The organism is Janthinobacterium sp. OK676, assembly GCF_900103595.1.
Lineage (GTDB): Bacteria > Pseudomonadota > Gammaproteobacteria > Burkholderiales > Burkholderiaceae_D > Janthinobacterium.
Genome location: NZ_FNHA01000015.1, coordinates 38,710 through 55,943, shown reverse-complemented (window position 1 = coordinate 55,943; position 17,234 = coordinate 38,710). Strand labels below are relative to the sequence as shown.

Annotated in this window: 11 protein-coding genes and 1 pseudogene; 1 reads left to right on the top strand and 11 read right to left on the bottom strand. The window is 63.9% G+C overall.

Annotated elements, in window-relative coordinates; translation table 11 throughout:
• Window positions 1–6: 6 nt before the first annotated feature.
• The 10 genes and pseudogenes from BLU39_RS24990 to pilM all read right to left on the bottom strand — a co-directional run bounded on the left by BLU39_RS24990 (window position 7) and on the right by pilM (window position 14,044).
• Window positions 7–3,216: a molybdopterin dinucleotide binding domain-containing protein gene (locus BLU39_RS24990; RefSeq protein ID WP_092718328.1), complete on the bottom strand. Its 3,210-nt coding sequence runs from the start codon at window positions 3,214–3,216 to the stop codon at window positions 7–9.
• Window positions 3,217–3,226: 10 nt separating this feature from the next.
• Window positions 3,227–4,339: an NrfD/PsrC family molybdoenzyme membrane anchor subunit gene (nrfD, locus tag BLU39_RS24985; RefSeq protein ID WP_092718325.1), complete on the bottom strand. Its 1,113-nt coding sequence runs from the start codon at window positions 4,337–4,339 to the stop codon at window positions 3,227–3,229.
• A gap of 3 nt (window positions 4,340–4,342) precedes the next feature.
• Window positions 4,343–5,053, bottom strand: coding sequence for a sulfate reduction electron transfer complex DsrMKJOP subunit DsrO (gene dsrO / locus BLU39_RS24980; protein WP_092718322.1), 711 nt, complete (start codon window positions 5,051–5,053; stop codon window positions 4,343–4,345).
• Window positions 5,054–5,293: 240 nt separating this feature from the next.
• The gene (locus BLU39_RS24975; RefSeq protein ID WP_092718319.1) at window positions 5,294–6,430 is read right to left on the bottom strand and encodes a deoxyguanosinetriphosphate triphosphohydrolase; all 1,137 of its coding nucleotides are present in this window, start codon (window positions 6,428–6,430) and stop codon (window positions 5,294–5,296) included.
• A 1-nt stretch (window position 6,431) separates the two neighbouring features.
• Window positions 6,432–8,078, bottom strand: a complete 1,647-nt coding sequence (gene aroKB, locus BLU39_RS24970) for a bifunctional shikimate kinase/3-dehydroquinate synthase AroKB (protein WP_092718317.1) — start codon at window positions 8,076–8,078, stop codon at window positions 6,432–6,434.
• Between the two features lie 12 nt (window positions 8,079–8,090).
• Entirely contained in the window at window positions 8,091–10,328 is a 2,238-nt protein-coding gene (locus BLU39_RS24965) for a beta strand repeat-containing protein (protein WP_232731279.1), read from the bottom strand.
• Between the two features lie 55 nt (window positions 10,329–10,383).
• Window positions 10,384–11,715: pseudogene (locus tag BLU39_RS24960) on the bottom strand (type IV pilus secretin PilQ); the annotation flags it as partial.
• A gap of 86 nt (window positions 11,716–11,801) precedes the next feature.
• Window positions 11,802–12,839, bottom strand: a complete 1,038-nt coding sequence (locus tag BLU39_RS24955; protein WP_092718308.1) for a pilus assembly protein PilP — start codon at window positions 12,837–12,839, stop codon at window positions 11,802–11,804.
• A 15-nt stretch (window positions 12,840–12,854) separates the two neighbouring features.
• Entirely contained in the window at window positions 12,855–13,415 is a 561-nt protein-coding gene (locus BLU39_RS24950; protein WP_092718304.1) for a PilN domain-containing protein, read from the bottom strand.
• The gene (gene pilM, locus BLU39_RS24945) at window positions 13,412–14,044 is read right to left on the bottom strand and encodes a type IV pilus biogenesis protein PilM (RefSeq protein WP_175539412.1); all 633 of its coding nucleotides are present in this window, start codon (window positions 14,042–14,044) and stop codon (window positions 13,412–13,414) included. The genes BLU39_RS24950 and pilM overlap by 4 nt, the downstream gene beginning before the upstream one ends.
• Before the next feature lie 303 nt (window positions 14,045–14,347).
• Here pilM and BLU39_RS24940 point away from each other — a divergent pair, with 303 nt between their 5' ends.
• Window positions 14,348–16,693 (top strand): penicillin-binding protein 1A, encoded by a 2,346-nt coding sequence (locus BLU39_RS24940; protein ID WP_092718298.1) that lies wholly within the window; start codon window positions 14,348–14,350, stop codon window positions 16,691–16,693.
• Between the two features lie 178 nt (window positions 16,694–16,871).
• Here BLU39_RS24940 and cyaY read toward each other — a convergent pair whose 3' ends face one another.
• Window positions 16,872–17,201 carry an iron donor protein CyaY gene (gene cyaY / locus BLU39_RS24935; protein WP_092718296.1) on the bottom strand — a complete coding sequence of 110 codons (330 nt, stop codon included), beginning with the start codon at window positions 17,199–17,201 and terminating at the stop codon, window positions 16,872–16,874.
• Window positions 17,202–17,234 lie beyond the last annotated feature (33 nt).

Here is a 17,234-nt window from a genome sequence, read left to right as displayed (position 1 = left end):
ACAAATCTAAGTCCGCACGATCCGCGCCGGCAGCCCCTGCCGCACAGCCGTGCCAGAAACGGGATCGACAAACACGTTCTTGTCGCCGCGGCTCGGGTCCGTCAGCCCCAGGTCGTTCAGGTTGATGCCCGCGCCGATGGCCGGTTCGTCGGGCTGGCGCAGCTTGCCGATGCGGTGGGGGCGCGCACCGTGCTCCTTGTGGCCGAAACCGTGTTCGACGGCGATCACGCCGCGCTGCACGCCGTGGCGCAGCATCACCGTCGCCCTGGCCTTGCCGCCCGGCGTTTCCAGGTAAATCACGTCGCCATTTTTCAGCTTCAAGCGGGCAGCATCGTCGGGGTGCACGGCGACGGGGTTGTCCGGATGGATGCCGCGCAAGCGCCGCGCGCCGATGCTGTACGAGTTTTGCAGCGCCGATTTAAAACTGATCAGTTCGAACGGCCATTCGCTGGCCGGATAGGTTTTACGTACGGGCGTACCGTCGGCAAACGCCGCCACTCTCCACGCGGGCGTACCGGGAAAACGCTTGCCGCTCAAGCTGTTCTTGCTCACGCCCAGGCCCTCGTTGTACAGCATCATAGGTTTTAAATAACGGTGCGTGGACCAGTCCTGCGGATACGGCGTCTCGTCGATCACCGGCACGGCAGCAGCGGGCGCCTTGGCATTCGCGGGCGGCGGCAGGCGCAGGCCGAACATTTCGCCATAGCTCTGGTAGCGCCCTCCCCGCGCCAGCATGAAGGCCACCTTGCGCCACTCTTCCGGCTTCAAGGTGCGTTCCAGTTCGGGGCGGATGCGGGCCACGCCGGACAGCTCGATATCGTCGTCGCTCGCGTCAGGCACGGACGTTTTTCCCTGCCACGCGATGTTGGCACCACCGCGCAGATACCAGTCTTCCGCCCGCTGCAGGGGGAAGCGCTGGCCATCCATGTCTTGCAGGGCTTCCGGGCCAAAGCCGGGCAAGTCCATCGTTTTGGCCAGCGCGATGAAGAACGATTCCATGCAGATGGTCTGGCCGTCCGGCGTCTTTTGCACGCGCGGCTCGACCACGGGCCAGCGCGCCGTGCTCATTTTGACGGGCATGCCGCCCCAGGCGCCGGCCCAGCCCCAGCTTTCATACAGCAAGGTGTCGGGCAGCAGATAGTCGGCAAACGCCGAGCTTTCATTGATGAAGGGGTCGATGGCGACGATCAGGGGAATCTTCTTCGGATCGGCCAGTTCCTTGCCGATCTGCGCGCGCAATCCCGTGATGCCGTAGACGGGATTGCAGCTCCACAGTATCAGCGCCTTCAAGGTGTACGGGTAGCCGTTCATGGCGCTGGTCAGCCATTCCGTGGCCAGCGCGGGCGCGTTCGGATACCACGGCGCCCTGGCCGGATAGGCCTTGCCCGCTTCTTTCTTCAGCTTGAATTCCGAGGTTTTTTCATACGGCACATTGCGTCCGATCGGCATGCCGGCCGCCTTGATCTCGCCGTCGAAACTCTCGAGGTTGTAGCGCGGACCGGGTCCCGCATCCTTGAAGCTGCCGCCATTGACGAGGGTACCGCCCTTGCGGTTCAAATTGCCGATCAGGGTATTGAGCATGACCAGCGCGTACGCGTTATAAAATCCCGCGCCCGACATCATGCCGCCGTGCGCATTGACGGCGGCGCGCTTGCCGTGACTGGTCAGTTCCTGCGCCAGGCCTTCGATGATGTCGAGCCCGATGCCGCAGGCGCTTGCGTATTCCTCCATGCTGTGGCGCTGCGCTTCCTCGTTGAGCATCGTCATCGCCGTCTTCAGGTGCAATGGTGCACCGGCCACGTCCAGCGGGCCATCGAAGAACAGCCGCGCCTCGCCCTTGGCCGCGCTGTGCGGCACGATCGCTTGCGTGGCGGCGTCGATCACGCAGAAGGCGTCGCCATCCTTGTAGCGCTCTTCTTCCGCCAGTTCCACCGCGCCGATGTCGGACGCGCGCAGGTAGCGGCCATCGCGCGGATGGCCCTTTTCGTTGATGATCAGATGCGTGGCGTTGCACCAGGCGGCTTCGCCCGCCGCTTCCGCCACCTTCAGGTTCGGCTGCACGAGGAAGTTGCGGTCATAGCGTTCATGCTCGATGATCCAGCGTATCATGGCCATGGCCAGCGCGCCGTCCGTGCCCGGCTTGATCGGCACCCAGCGGCTGCGGTCGCCCGCCGCCAGGCTGTCCGCGTTCGTCAGCACGGGATCGACGACGACGTAGCTGAATTCGCGCTTGCCCGAACGGGCCTTGGCGATCAGGGTACCCTGGCGCTTGAACGGGTTGCCCGCGTTGCCCGGCGCCGTGCCGACGAAAATGCAGAATTCCGTGTTTTCCAGGTCCACTTTCGCGTGCGGCATTTTCTTCATGTCGCCGAACATGGCGCCCGAACCGCTGCGGTAGGCGCCGCCGCAATACGAGCCGTGGTTGACCAGGTTCAGACTGCCATAAGACTGCTTGAAAAAACGCGTGCCGAACGCCAGGCGGCCATCGTCGGTGCTGCACATCAGGCCCACCTGGTTCACTTGCGGCCCCAGTTCCGGCTGTGCCGGATCGATCGGTTTTTCCAGCTCGCGCAAGGCGCGCAAGCCCTGCACGTGGCCTTCGCCAAACAGGTCGCCGCCTTCCGTCACTTCCTTGACCAGTTGATCGAAAGCGATCGGTTCCCACTGGCCGCCGCCGCGCGGTCCCACGCGCTTCATGGGCGCCAGCACGCGGAACGGCGACTCCATCTGTTCCAGCACGCCGTTGCCGCGGCCGCAAGCCGTCGAGCGGCCCTTCAAGCCCTTTTCCTGGAAGCGCGACAGGGAGACGAAGCTGTCGCGCATCGAGGTCTGGTATGGCAGCGCCGGGTCGGCCGACAGGGGGCTGTACGGATTGCCCGCCACGCGCAAGACCTTGCCGCTTTTTTTATCGAGGCGCACGCGCACGCCGCAAAACGTGGTGCAGCCCATGCACATGGTGTAGCTGACTTGCTGGTCCGGATTGACGGTCAACTTGCCCGTGGCCGTGTCGACGGAAAACTCGGGCGGCAGCGAATTGCCGTGCAGTTTCTGCACAGGCTTGTCTTTGCCCAGCGCGTGGTCGACCATGCGGCCGGCCGTCGTGGAAAAGCTGGCGGCAAACGCGGCCAGCCCGCCGCCGATGGCGCCATAGCGCAGCAGCTTGCGGCGTTTTTCATTGTCATCTTCGGGGACGCCATTGTGTGTTTGATCGTTCATTTTTGACTCCTCAGTGCGTGGCCATGGCGGAACGGTTGCGTGCAGCGACGACGCGTCCGGCCCATGGCAAAAATTCCAGCATCAGCAACAGCAGCGCGATCCACAGGCCGGCCGTGCCGATAATCCCCATCAAGCCGTCGTTCCCCATCGGCAGGTGGTAGTCATACAGGCCCGCGCCCGTTTTCGGGATCGTCTGGCCGCCGATGAATATCGTCCAGCGCATCATCCAGGCGCTATGCAGCGCGATCAGGCCGTTGACCAGGCCACTCGTGGCCGGACGCCAGATGGCCAGCGCCATCGGCACGATGGCCGACAGCACGGCCCAGACGGCCGTGAACTGCCATTGCGGCATGCCGGCCACCTGGGTGAACGCCATGCTGTGGCTGGCGCTCACGCCGGAGAGACTCACGAACAGCCAGCCGCCGCCCAGGGCCAGCACCAGCGCCAGCGACAGGGCCAGCGCGCGGTTCAAGGACACTTCCAGGGCCTGGTCGCGGCCAGGCAGGAAACGGTTGAACAGCAGCGCCAGGCCCACCGCGCCGACAAAGGCCGTGGCCGCAAATTGCGCCGGCAGGAAGGGCGTAAACCACAGGGGACGAGCGCGCACCACCATCACTTCCATGCCCGTGTACAGGCCCACAACGAAGGCGGCCAGCAAGGTGAAGGCGGCGGCGCTGACGATGGCCTTGCGCGATGCGGCGCCGCCGCGTCCCAGCAGGCGATAGGCAAAAGCCAGGCGGTCCTGGCCCTGTCCCCGCGTGGCGAAGTCCACGCGCAGCGCCAGCCACGCGTACAGCATCAGACAGCCCAGGTAGAGGGGAATGAAGAACGAGCCCCACGACATCCACGACTGCGGCTGGAAGTAAATGTAGAAGTGGTAGAAGCGGCCCGGCCCGTGCAAGTCGGCCAGCAGCGCCACGGGCGCCGTCATGCCGCACACGAGGGAAGCCAGCAGCGCGATGCGCCCCAGGCGTTCATACGCCTTGCGGCCGAAAACGAAGTACGGCAGGGTCAGCATGAAGCTGCCGTAACTGAGGCCGATGAGGAAAAAATACTGCACCGCCCACGGCAGCCATGCCGCTTCGCGCGTGACGTTGACAATTTCGGTGATGTGGCTGTCCATGGTTTATTTCCCGTGTTTGCTCGGTTGCCAAAGAGTCGCTTCGCCCTCGACGTGGCCGGCGAAGCGCGTGTCCAGTCCCAGGTAGAACACATGGGGCTGGGTGCCCTGCTCGGGTTTGAGCACCTTCACCTTGTTCTCGGTCAGCAGCTGATGGACCAGGCTTTCCCGATCATTGAGGTCGCCGAAGATGCGCGCGCCGCCCACGCAGGTTTCCACGCAGGCCGGCAGCAAGCCTTCGTCGACGCGGTGTGCGCAGAACGTGCATTTGTCGGCCTTGCCCGTTTCGTGGTTGATGAAGCGCGCGTCGTACGGACACGCCTGCACGCAGTAGGCGCAGCCCACGCAGCGGTCGCCATCGACGACGACGACGCCATCCTTGCGCTGGAAGGTGGCGCCCACGGGACAGACGGGAATACAGGGCGGATTGGCGCAGTGGTTGCACAGGCGCGGCAGCATGTAGGTGCCGCAGCGGTTTTCTTCCTTGACTTCATAGGTGGAGACGACGGTGCGGAAGCTGTTTTCCGGCACGGCGTTTTCCATGATGCAGGAGACCGTGCAAGCCTGGCAGCCGATGCACTTCTGCACGTCGACCACCATCGCCCAGCGCTGGCCGCCTTCGCCCTTGGTGGCCGCCTTGCCGGGCAGCGGCGCGATGGCCGCCCCGATGGTTACGGCTGGCAAGGCGCGCAAGAAACTGCGGCGCGATTCAATCATGACACTCTCCTTGACGATGGGCAGCAAGCCCTTGTTGACTTGCTGCCATGATAGAAAAGAAGGTGCCGCGGGGGTATTGGGGTGATCAGGTGGGGACCTAGATGATCATGCCGATTGACAGGATCGGCAATGCGGAGTATTGGGGCCGCGCCAACAATGTTGTCGGATTACGGCCTGCGGCCTAATCCGACCTACGTTGACAATTCATCCCAAGGGGTAGATCGGTGCCCGCAGTGACCGTTACAGCTCGTCGAGCGAATACAACCGGCGGTGCTCGCGGATCGCGTAGCGGTCCGTCATGCCGGCGATGTAGTCGGCGATCTTGCGCGCCTGCTGCGTGACGTCGCCATCCTTGAGCTGGTAGTCGGGCGGTAGCAGGGCCGGCTCGGCCATGAAGCTGTCGTACAGTTCGCGCACGATGCGGCTCGCTTTCACGCGCATGCGGTTGACCTGGTAGTGACGATACAGGTTCGCCCGCAAGAAGCGTTTCAGCTCCGTCGCGTCCTTGCGCATGGCGTCCGAAAAACGGATCAGCGGGGCACTGGCGCGCACTTCGTTCACATCACGCGGCGCGGCATCGGCAATCAGGCCGGTCGAGGTGACGATCAGATCGTCGGCCAGGGCCGTGATCAGGCGGCGCAGCGTTTCATAGATGGCGCGCCGGCCCGACAGGCCCGGGAACGCCTGCTGCACGTCGCGCCACAGGCGGCCGAAGAATTCCACCTCTTCCAGCTGGGCGATGGTGATCAGGCCGGAACGCAGGCCGTCGTCGATATCGTGGCTGTTGTAGGCGATTTCATCGGCCAGGTTGGTCAGCTGCGCTTCCAGGGTCGGTTGCGTGCGATCGATGAAGCGCTGGGCAACGGGACCGAGTTCGCGCGCATGCGTCAGCGAGCAGTGTTTCAGGATACCTTCGCGCGTCTCGAACATCAGGTTCAAGCCATCGAAGGCGCCGTAGTGCTCTTCCAGCGTGTCAACCATGCGCAGGCTTTGCAGATTGTGCTCGAAGCCGCCGTGCTCCTGCATGCATTCATTGAGCACGTCCTGGCCCACGTGGCCGAACGGCGTGTGGCCCAGGTCGTGCGCGAGCGCGATGGCTTCGACCAGGTCTTCGTTCAGCCGCAGGTTGCGCGCAATCGAACGCCCCACTTGCGCCACTTCCAGGCTGTGCGTCAGGCGCGTGCGGAACAGGTCTCCTTCGTGGTTGAGGAAAACCTGGGTCTTGTATTCGAGGCGGCGGAAGGCCGAGGAGTGAATGATGCGGTCGCGGTCGCGCTGGAACTGGCTGCGCGAGGCGTGCGGCGCCTCGGCAAAGCGACGTCCCTGGCCCTGTGCCGAATGGGCCGCATAGGGGGCAAGGAAGTCTTCCGGCAGCATGTTATTGCACTCCGGCGGCCAGGGTGGCCAGCACCAGTTCGTGGGGCGCGGACGTGATGTTCGGGCTGCCCAGCGGTTGCAAGAGGATGAACTTGATGGCGCCGCCCTCGTTCTTCTTGTCGACCTCCATCAATTCCAGCCAGCGGTCGACACCGAGGTCCGGCGCCTTGACGGGCAGGCCGGCGGCGGCGACGAGCTTGCGCACGCGCTCGACGGCTGCCTGGTCGATATAACCCATGCGGCACGACAGGTCGGCCGCCATGACCATGCCGCAGCCGACGGCTTCGCCATGCAGCCAGTGACCGTAGCCCAGGCCCGCCTCGATGGCATGGCCGAAGGTGTGGCCGAAATTCAGGATGGCGCGCAAGCCGCCTTCGCGCTCGTCCTGGCGCACCACGTCGGCCTTGATTTCGCACGAGCGGGCGATCGCATACGCGAGGGCGCCCTTGTCGCGCGCCATCAGCTTGGCCATGTTCGCCTCGATCCAGTCGAAGAAAGCCGCATCGATGATGGCGCCATGCTTGATCACTTCGGCCAGGCCGGCCGACAGCTCGCGCGCCGGCAGGGTTTCCAGGGTCGAGGTGTCGGCGATCACGGCGCGCGGCTGGTAGAAGGCGCCGATCATGTTCTTGCCCAGCGGGTGGTTGATGCCCGTCTTGCCGCCGACGGAGGAATCGACCTGCGCCAGCAGGGTGGTCGGCACCTGCACGAAGCCGATGCCGCGCATGTAGCTCGCGGCCGCATAACCGGTCAGGTCGCCGATCACGCCGCCGCCCAGCGCCACCAGGGTGGTCTTGCGGTCGCATTTGTTGGCCAGCAGCGCGTCGAAGATCTGCATCAGGCTGGCCCAGTTTTTGTATTCCTCACCGTCCGGCAGGACGATGCTGATCACTTCGCGGCCATCGCTGGCCAGCGCCGCCTGCAGGCGGCCCAGGTACAGCGGCGCGACGGTGGTATTGGTGACGATGGCCACCTTGTGGCCGCTGATATGGCGCAGCAGCGCGTCGGCGTCGGCCAAGAGGCCGGGACCGATGGCGATCGGATAGCTGCGTTCGTCGAGGTCTACGCTCAACAACATTTTGGATTGCTCGTTCATCGAAGGCTCTGCATGAATGACGCAGTTGGGCGAAGCCTCGCATTCGAGACTGGCCAGCTGCATCAGGATGGTCTGGACCATCGATTGTACGTTAGGACGGCCCGTGTCGATCACAATGTCGGCCACTTCCATGTAATGGGGCTCGCGCTGCGCCGTCAGCTCTTCGAGCTTCCTGCGCGGGTCGGCCGTCTGCAGCAGGGGGCGGTTCTTGTCGTGGCTGGTGCGCGCGAGGATGTTGCTGACGCTGGCGCGCAGATACACGACCGTGCCCCGCTCCTTCAGGTAGGCGCGGCTGTCGGCATTGAGGATGGCGCCGCCGCCCGTGGCCATGACGATGCCTTCCTGGGCGCTCAGGTCGCGGATGACCTCGGCCTCGCGCCGGCGAAAGCTGGCCTCCCCCTCGATTTCGAAGATCCACGGGATGGTCGCTCCCGTGCGCGCCTCGATTTCGTGGTCGGAATCGACAAAGCGCAGGCCCAGCTTGCGGGCCAGGATGCGCCCGATCGTGGTTTTGCCTGCGCCCATGAGGCCTACTAAAAACAGATTTTGCATGTGCTGCGACAGTTAATTTGGATTGCGACAATCAGTGGCTTGCCCATACGGACTAATGATGCCTGGAGGTGAAACACCCACGCGGTTAAAGTCCGTGGCCAGCCCCGGAAGCAAAGTGTAACCGACATAAGTTGCCTCCGTCCCGGAACTGTTGCCACGAATCGTCAATTCGACGTCCAGCCAGTTGGCCCTGTCGCGCGGATAAGTCAGGGTGATGATCGCCGTTCCCGAGCTGTCGGTCTTGCCGCCGGTCGACAAATTGAGCGGAATGCCGGGGTCGAGACGGCCATTATGGTTGAAGTCGTTGTTCAGATTAAAGGTGCCGCTGCGATCCCTGTCCTCATTGTCACAGGCATTCGCCGTCCTCACGGCTATCCACGACTCGGCAGCCGGGGAATACTGCAGATAACCCTTGTAATAATAGCGGGGCCAGGCCGCGGCCGTGATGATCACGTCAGGTACGGGATTGCCGGCGGCATCCGTCACAAACACGCTATACGTCTTGCGGTAGGTGCTGCTGTCGGTGGCGTCGAGCGTATTGCCGCTGCCGGCACTGATGAACAGCGATTTTTTCGTCACCGTCAGCTTGACCGTGGCCGCATTGCTCGACACACCCTGCAGTTGCGCTTTGACAACGACACCATCGACACCGGTGGTGCCCTGTCCCGCGATGTAGCTGACCGTGGCCACGCCATCGCTGTCGGTGGCGACCAGCGAAGGCGAACTCAGGGAGCCATTGCTGGCGTCGGCCTGGATCGAGAAGCTCACCTGTGCATTCTTGACCAGATTGTTTTCCGCCGTGCCATCGCGCACGATGGCGCGCAAGGCGCTGCGCTGCGCGGTGCTGCCGGCCGTATTGGCACCGATGACGGCCGGGTCGGCTTGCAGGCTGATCGCGGCCTGGGCCGTCAATGGCGCAACGAACTCCACTTCCGACTGCACCGAGACGCCGCTGTCTTCGTACTTCGCCGTGAGGGCGGTCGGGCCGGCGCCGCTGGCTTGTACGTAGGCAATGGCATTGCCGCCCACCAGCGCCAGCGGCGCCTGCAATGGCGTGCCGCAAGCGGCATCCTGGTAAATGGCGCCGCGCGACGTACTGAAACGCACATTGCCCGTTTGTGGCACGCCAGCCACATCGCTATGGACCGTCACCGCATAGCAGGTGTTCGTGTTCAAGGTAGCCAACGCCACATTGCCACCCGATACGGCATTGATTGTGAAATTCGATGCATTTATTGCGATTGGCAACACGACGCTGTCACCCTGCGCCTTGACGCTGATGCTGTCGCTGCTGCCCGCCTGAGCGTTGTAGCTCAACACCAGTTGGCCGTTGTTATCGGTCAGCGCGGGACTGGTGCCGCCGCCCTTGACCGTGATGGCATTGCTGCGGGCGCTGAAGGTCACCGGCTTGCCAACGAGGGGATTGCCGCTCGAATCGACCAGCTTGACCACCATGTCGGTGTTCGTCTTGAGGTTCACCGTCGAAAAGGCACTGATGACCAGCCGGGTGCCGCTGACGCCAATGTCCGTGCTGGCCGTCTGCGCGCCTGCGCTGGCCGTCACCTTGATCGTGCGCAAGCTGGCGTCGCCGCCCGTATTCAGGCTGACCAGCGCCTGGCCCTGTGTATTGGTCGTGACGCTCGTGGCGCCCAGCGCACCCGAATCGGCGCTGAATGTCACGCTGGCATTGGGCACGACGGCATTGTTGGCGTCTTTGACAAAGGCGATCACGTTGACGGCGGTACCACCCGACGACGCCAGGGTGCCACCGGAAGACGTCAGCAGCAAGCTGGCAATGCCGGAGGTGACGGGCACCACTTTCACCACCACGGGGGCCGATTCGACGCCGCCGCTGCTGGCCTTGATGGTGATGTCGCGCAAGCTCGCATCGCCTTTCACGCTGAGTTTTTCCGTCACCGTGCCATTCGCGTCCGTCACGCGGTTGGTATTGCTGATGGTGCCGGAACTGGCGGTGAAGGTCACCGTCTGGCCTGTCATGGCATTATTGCCGGCATTTTTCACCACTGCCGTCAGCACGACTTCCGTGCCGTCCGCGCCCGATGCCACAATCGTTGTTGCGCCAGCAACCAGTACCACGCTGCCGACGCCTGCATTCGCGCCATCCTTGACACCCAGGGTCGGGTCGCCGCCACCGCCGCCACACGCGGCCAGCAAGGCGCCCAGCGCCAGCAAAACCAGCCAATTCGATACCCGGCTCCAATAAGTGTTGCCCCAAGATACATTCCGCATAGTCGCCATCAGTCCGCTTTCGTGTGCATTGTTACTTAAACGTAAAGATGTGACATTAACGTGTTGCTGGCCGATCTGCCACTATTTTCGGCGTAATAAACACCATCAGTTCCGTTTTTTCTTGACTGCGGCCCGTGCTGCGGAAAAAAACACCGAGCACGGGGATGTCGCCAAGTAGAGGAACCTTGCTATCCGTGCCCCGTTCGGATTGCTGATAAATGCCACCCAGCACCACCGTGCCGCCATCTTCCACCATCACTTGCGTGCGCACGTGCTTGGTGTCGATGGCGAAACCGGAACGGGTTTCCTGGCCCACGCTATCCTTGTTGACGTCCACTTCCAGCACCACGTTGCCGTCCGGCGTGATCTGCGGCGTCACTTCCAGGCGCAGATTCGCCTTGCGAAACGTGATCGACGTGGCGCCGCTGCTGGTGGCCACCTGGTAGGGCAGCTCGATGCCCTGCTCGATCAGTGCCAGCACCTTGTCGGCCGTCACCACGCGGGGGCTGGAAATGATCTTGCCCCTGCCATCGGCTTCCAGCGCGGACAATTCCAGGTTCAGGAAACGGTTGGCGGCCGCCGAAAACAGGCTCAGGGCGAAGCTGGCCGACTGCAGGCCATTGATGCTGGCGGCCGGCAAGTTGACGAATTGCGTGTTCGGCACGAAGGCGCCGCTGCCGGCCACGGCTTGCCCCGTCGCCTCGCCCACGCCTTGGTAACTGCCGCCGACGGCCGCGCGGCGTCCGCTGCCGCCCAGGGAAAAACCGGGCTGCTGGCCTGCCGCCAGGCGCTGGTCCGTAAAACCCAGGCGCGCGCCCAGATTGCGGCTGAAGCTGTCGTTCGCCTCGACGATGCGCGCCTCGATCATCACTTGGCGCGTTGGAATATCCGTCCTGGCGATCAGCTGGCGGATCTGTTCCAGGCGCGCCGGCACGTCGGTGATGAACAGTTGATTCGTGCGCGGCTCGATCAGCACGCTGCCACGGCGCGACAGCAGCCGGCTGCGCCCTTCCCCCGCACCGAGGCCGAACACGGTTCGAAACGCTTCGGCCTTCTGGTAATTGAGCTGGAAGATGGCAGACTGTAACGGTTCCAGTTCCGCGATCTGCGCGCGCTGTTCCAGCTCCAGCTTTTCGCGCGCGAGGATTTCTTCGCGCGGCGCGATCCACAGCACGCTGCCGTTGCGCCGCATGTCCAGGCCCTTGGCCTGCAGCAGCACGTCGAGCGCCTGGTCCCACGGCAAGTCGCGCAGGCGCACGGTGACATTGCCCGCCACGCTGTCGCTGGCGATGATGTTTTGCCCCGATGCATCGGCCAGGATGTGCAGGGCCGCACGCACGCCCACGTTCTGGAAATCGACGGAGATTTTGTCGCCCGCATACAGCCGTGGCGCCGTCACGTTCACCACGGCTTCCTGGGCCAGGCCGCTGGCGTGCAGGCACAGCATGGCGGCCAAAAGCATGCGGCGCGGCCTCATGGCGCCGCCTCGGGCAGGCTGGTCTTCGGACTCGCCCCCGCCACCTGCAAGGCCAGGCTGCCGCGCCGCTCGCGCCAGGGACCATCCGCCTCGCGCAACAGTTCGCGATACTGCACTGCCTGTTCACTGATGTCCGTCACCACACCGTGGTCTTGCCCCAAGTACTGCCCCACCGCCACCCGGTACACGCGCTGGCCCGCCAGCAACAATGCGCTCAGGCGCCCGTCCTGCTGCACGCTGCCGACCATGCTGATGGCAGGCAAGGCCACGCTTTCCAGCGCTTCGCGCATGCGGCGCGGGTCGGGCCCCGCCACGCTTCCCCGCGGACCGGGCGCAGGCGCTGGCGGCAAGGCATTAAATGGATCGGCCAGGGCGACGGCCTCGTAGGGATACGGCGCGACAGCGGCAAGCGGACGCCAAATTGGTGTCACTGCGGGCGCGCCCGCCTTGGGCGCCAATGCCGCTTGCGCCGCCAGCTCCCCCGCTTCGGGCAAGCGATACGCTTGCAGCACGGCATCGAGGGTCAGCAAGCGGTCCTTGCCGAGGGTCAGGGCCAGTGCATGCACGGTGACGATGCGCGGCAGGCGCGCCAGGTCCGCCAGCAGCGCGCCCATGGCGTGATAGCCGCCGCGCAACTGTATGGTGATCGGCAAGGCGACGTACGGCACTTGCGGCCGGGCCGCGCCTGGCTTGAACAGTGAAAATTGCAGGCCGCGCGACTGGCCTGCGGCGTTAATGTCCGTCAACAGTGCCGCCATCGCTTGCTGGTCGGGCAGTTGCTGTTCCAGCAGGGCCAGCTCGGCGCCCGCCTGGCGCTGCTGCGCGCGCCACTGGGGCAACTGGCTCGCCCTGGCCTGCGCCGCCAGATAATCGGCACGCAGACGGGCCTCCTCGCCTTGCGCCAGCTGCACGGCAGCCATCAATCCAGCCAGCCACACGACGTGCAGCAACGCGGCCGCCAGCATGCCGGCCAGGGCGGCGCAAGCGAGGCGCGCCGGGAGCGGCCACAGCGACGCGGTTTTCAAGCTCAGCATGATCAACCTCCACGACTAAGATTGCCCAGCGGGTGCCAAGGCCAGCCGTATCGTCCATTCCACGGCGCCATCGGCCGCGCCGCGCACTTCCAGCACCTCCGGACGGGACCAGGGTGCGGCCTGCTCGAGCGCCAGCAGCAATGCCGCGACCTTGTCCTGCGACACGGCCTGCCCTTGCAGGCGCACCATTGCCGTTTCTTGGCGCACACTGTGCAAGGCCACGCCGGCCGGCGTCGCCCGGGCCAGCAGCGCCAGCATGCGCACCCAGGCATTGCGTTGCTCTTGCAAACTAGCAATGGCCTGCTGGCGCAGCAGCAGCGCCGCTGTCTCGCCCTGCACCCGCTTGCCAGAGGCGAGGACGGCATTGACGTGCTGCATGGCATTACGCCAGCCTTCCTGGCGGCGCAGTTGCGCGTCGAGCTGCCGTTGCAGCCAGGCGCCCGACGCCAGGGCCAGCAGCAATCCCAATAGCGCCCCGCCGGCCAGTTGCCACAGCAGCAGCTCAATATGCCTGCGGCGTGCCGCCTGGCGATAGGGCAAAAGGTTGATGCGCCGCACTTCCGCCACGGCCTTCATCGGGCGTACCGGTGCAAGGCCAGGCCCCAGGCCAATTGGTAGCTCAGGCCGCCGTCGGGCAAGGCTTGCCAGCCGCTCTGCGCGAGCGCCGCCTGCAAGGCCAGCGCCTCGCTATCCATGACAACAGGCGTCAGCCCGGCCGCCCTGGCCGCATCGAGACGGCGCTGCACGCTGGCGCGCCGCGCCGCCACCAGCAGCACGTCGATCTCGCTGCCGGTCTGGCCTGCAAGCGGCGGCGCGGGGCCGAGCATGACAAAATCGAGGCTGGCGTCTTCCAGCGCAAACGGCATGTATTGCGCCGCTTCCAGCTCCACGAGGATTTCCAGCTGTTCCTCCGGCAATCCGGCGGGCAGGCGGATCGCATGCGTGATGAGGGCCGTGGCCGGCATGGCCAGCGCCACGCGGGTGCAGCCGCTGCCACTGTCGCGATGGGCCTGGCGCACGACATCGGCCAGGCTCTGCATATCTTCGATATTGCCTTCAAGCATCACGCCTGCGGGCAGCGCGGCGCTGCCGCAATGCCGGCACGACAGTTTGCCCCGCCTCCGTATCAACTCGACCACGCGCACGGCATCGTCCGCCATGTCAACGCCCAGCAAGCCGGTGCCAAGAAAACTGCTGATAGACATGTTTTTCATAGAGAAACGTCAGCGTGGAAGGGGGACCTGTCACCAGAAAGCCTAGTCCCGGCGGCGCCGGCTTGTAAACGGATTTCACGCTGGTGCCTGCGGCGCGTGGCGCCTATCTGGCGAGGCCGTGATCTGGCACAGAATAATTGTTACCAAATCCTGGTTGCCAGCGGGCCAATACACGCTTATATAGAGTAACGGCAAGTTTCGACACTCTTCCCCGGCAAGCGCCACGGCGCGCTGCCACCCCGGCAAGCTCGCTTATAATTGACCGGCATAAATTTACTGAAAGACATGACACGCATGACATCTTCATCCTCCGCCGGCAACGCTGGCTCGAAACCGCCCCAGAAGGGCAGCAAACCCAAACGCTTTCTGCTGATGGCCCTGGTATCGTTCCTGGGCCTGGGCGTCGTCGGCGTGCTGCTGGTGGTATTCGGCCTGGCCATGGCGTATCCGAACCTGCCGGCGCTCGATACCCTGACCGATTACAAGCCGAAAATGCCGCTGCGGATTTTCACCTCCGACAGCGTGCTGATCGGCGAGTTCGGCGAAGAGCGGCGCAACATGGTGCACATCAAGGATATTCCCGATGTCATGAAAAAAGCCGTGCTGGCCATCGAAGATGACCGCTTCTATGAACATGGCGGCGTCGATTACCTGGGCATCACGCGCGCGGCCCTGCACAACCTAACGGGCGGCGCCAAGCAAGGCGCCTCGACCATCACGCAGCAGGTGGCGCGCAATTTCTTCCTGTCCAGCGAACAGACCTTGAAACGCAAGGCGTATGAAGTCTTGCTGGCCTGGAAGATCGAGAAAAACCTCAGCAAGGACCAGATTCTCGAAGTCTATATGAACCAGATCTATCTGGGTCAGCGCGCCTACGGCTTCGCCTCGGCCGCGCAAATCTATTTCGGCAAGAATATCCAGGACCTCACCGTGGCCGAAGCGGCCATGCTGGCCGGCTTGCCGAAAGCGCCGTCAGCCTACAACCCCGTCGTCAATCCGAAACGCGCGCGCATGCGCCAGCAATACATCCTGCAGCGCATGGCGCAACTGGGCTACATCACGCCGGCGCAGTACGAAGAAGCAAAGAATGAAGAGCTGAAAGTGAAAACCGACAGCAGCGCCTTTGGCGTGCACGCGGAATACGTGTCGGAAATGGCGCGCCAGCTCGTCTACGAGCAATTCAAGGAAGACACCTATACGCGCGGCCTGAACGTCTACACGACCATCACCAAGGCCGACCAGGACGCCGCCTACATCGCCTTGCGCAAGGGCGTGATGGATTACGAGAAACGCCACGGCTACCGCGGTCCGGAAGCGTATATCGAGATTCCGAAAACCAAGGCTGAAGCGGACGATGCGATCGAGACGGAACTGGCCGACCATCCGGACAGCGACGACATCATCGCCGCCATGGTGCTGCAGGCATCGCCCAAGTCCATCCAGGCCGTCACCTCGGCCGGCGAGGAAATCACGATCACGGGCCCTGCCCTGACCTTCGGCGCGGCGTGGTTGTCGGAAAAAGCGGCGCCGAACCGCCGCATCAAGCGCGGCGCCGTGATCCGCGTCATGCAGGAAGGCAACGCGTGGGTCCTCACGCAGATGCCGGAAGTGCAATCGGCGTTCGTCTCGGCCAGCACGACCGACGGCGCCATCCGCGCCATGGTGGGCGGCTTCGATTACAACCGCAACAAGTTCAACCACGTCACGCAGGCGTGGCGCCAGCCCGGTTCCGCCTTCAAGCCCTTCATCTATTCCGCTTCGCTGGAACGGGGCCTGTCGCCGGCCACCATCATCAACGATGCGCCCATCTCGTTCGATGCGGGCCAGACGGGCGGCCAGGCGTGGGAACCGAAGAACTACGACAGCAAATACGACGGTCCGATGACCATGCGCAAGGGCCTGATGAAATCGAAGAACATGATTTCCATCCGCATCCTGCACAAGATCGGCGCCAAGTATGGCCAGGAATACGCGACGCGCTTCGGCTTTGACGCGGACAAGAATCCACCGTACCTGACCCTGGCCCTGGGCGCCGGCAACGTGACGCCGCTGCAGATGGCGGGTGCCTACGCCGTGTTCGCCAACGGCGGCTACAAGATCAACCCGTACCTGATCGCCAAGGTGACCGATAGCGACGGCAATGTCTTGTCGCAAGCCAAGCCGGACCTGGCGGGCGAGGAAGCCAACCGGGTCATCGACGAACGCAACGCCTTCATGATGAACAGCATGCTCAACGACGTCGTGCGCTTCGGCACGGCGAACAAGGCCATGGCCTTGAAGCGCCCTGACCTGGCCGGCAAGACGGGTACGACCAACGATTCCATCGATGCATGGTTCGCCGGTTACCAGGCCAAGCTGGTGGGCATCGCCTGGATCGGCTACGACCAGCCGCGCAACCTGGGCAACCGGGAAACGGGCGGCGGCCTGGCCTTGCCGATCTGGATCAACTACATGGCGAAAGCCCTGAAGAGCATCCCCGTCGAGGAACGTGCCGTGCCGGAAGGCCTGATCCACGTCGGCGACGAGTATTACTATGCTGAAAATCCACCGGGCACGGGCGTAGGCAGCCTGGAAGGCGCGGCGCGCGGCACGCCGGAGGAAGAAAAGGCGAAAGAAGCCGTGAAGAACGAGCTGTTCTGACGGCAATTTCGGGGATCGGGTAGGTCGGATTAGCGGCGAAGGCGCGTAATCCGACACCACCCCGGCGCTAACAATGTTGTCGGATTACGCGCTTGCGCGCTAATCCGACCTACGTTTCAGCAATAAAAAAGGGCAGCCCATGCGGGCTGCCCTTTTTTATTGCATGCGGCTGACAGGATTATTTCAACACCACAGTCGCACCCGCCTGCTCGCTGGCCATGGCCGACAGGGCCGCAAACAGTTCCGAGCCGTCGCGCGTATTGCGCCATTCGTCGTCCACGCGCTTGTAATGGAAACCGCCGGAACGGGCGGCCACCCACATTTCGCGCATGGGGGCTTGGCTGTTGACGATGATTTTCGTGCCGTTATCGATGAATTCGATTTCCAGCACATTGCCGCTGCGGCTGCATTCGACGTCGAGCACGTCTTCATCGTTCAGCCGGTCCAGCGCCGCCTCGATCTGGGTCAGGGTGGCTTCGGCCAGGGCCAGGAATTCCGATTCGCTCATGCTACACTCCAAAGATCTTAATCAAACCGTGAT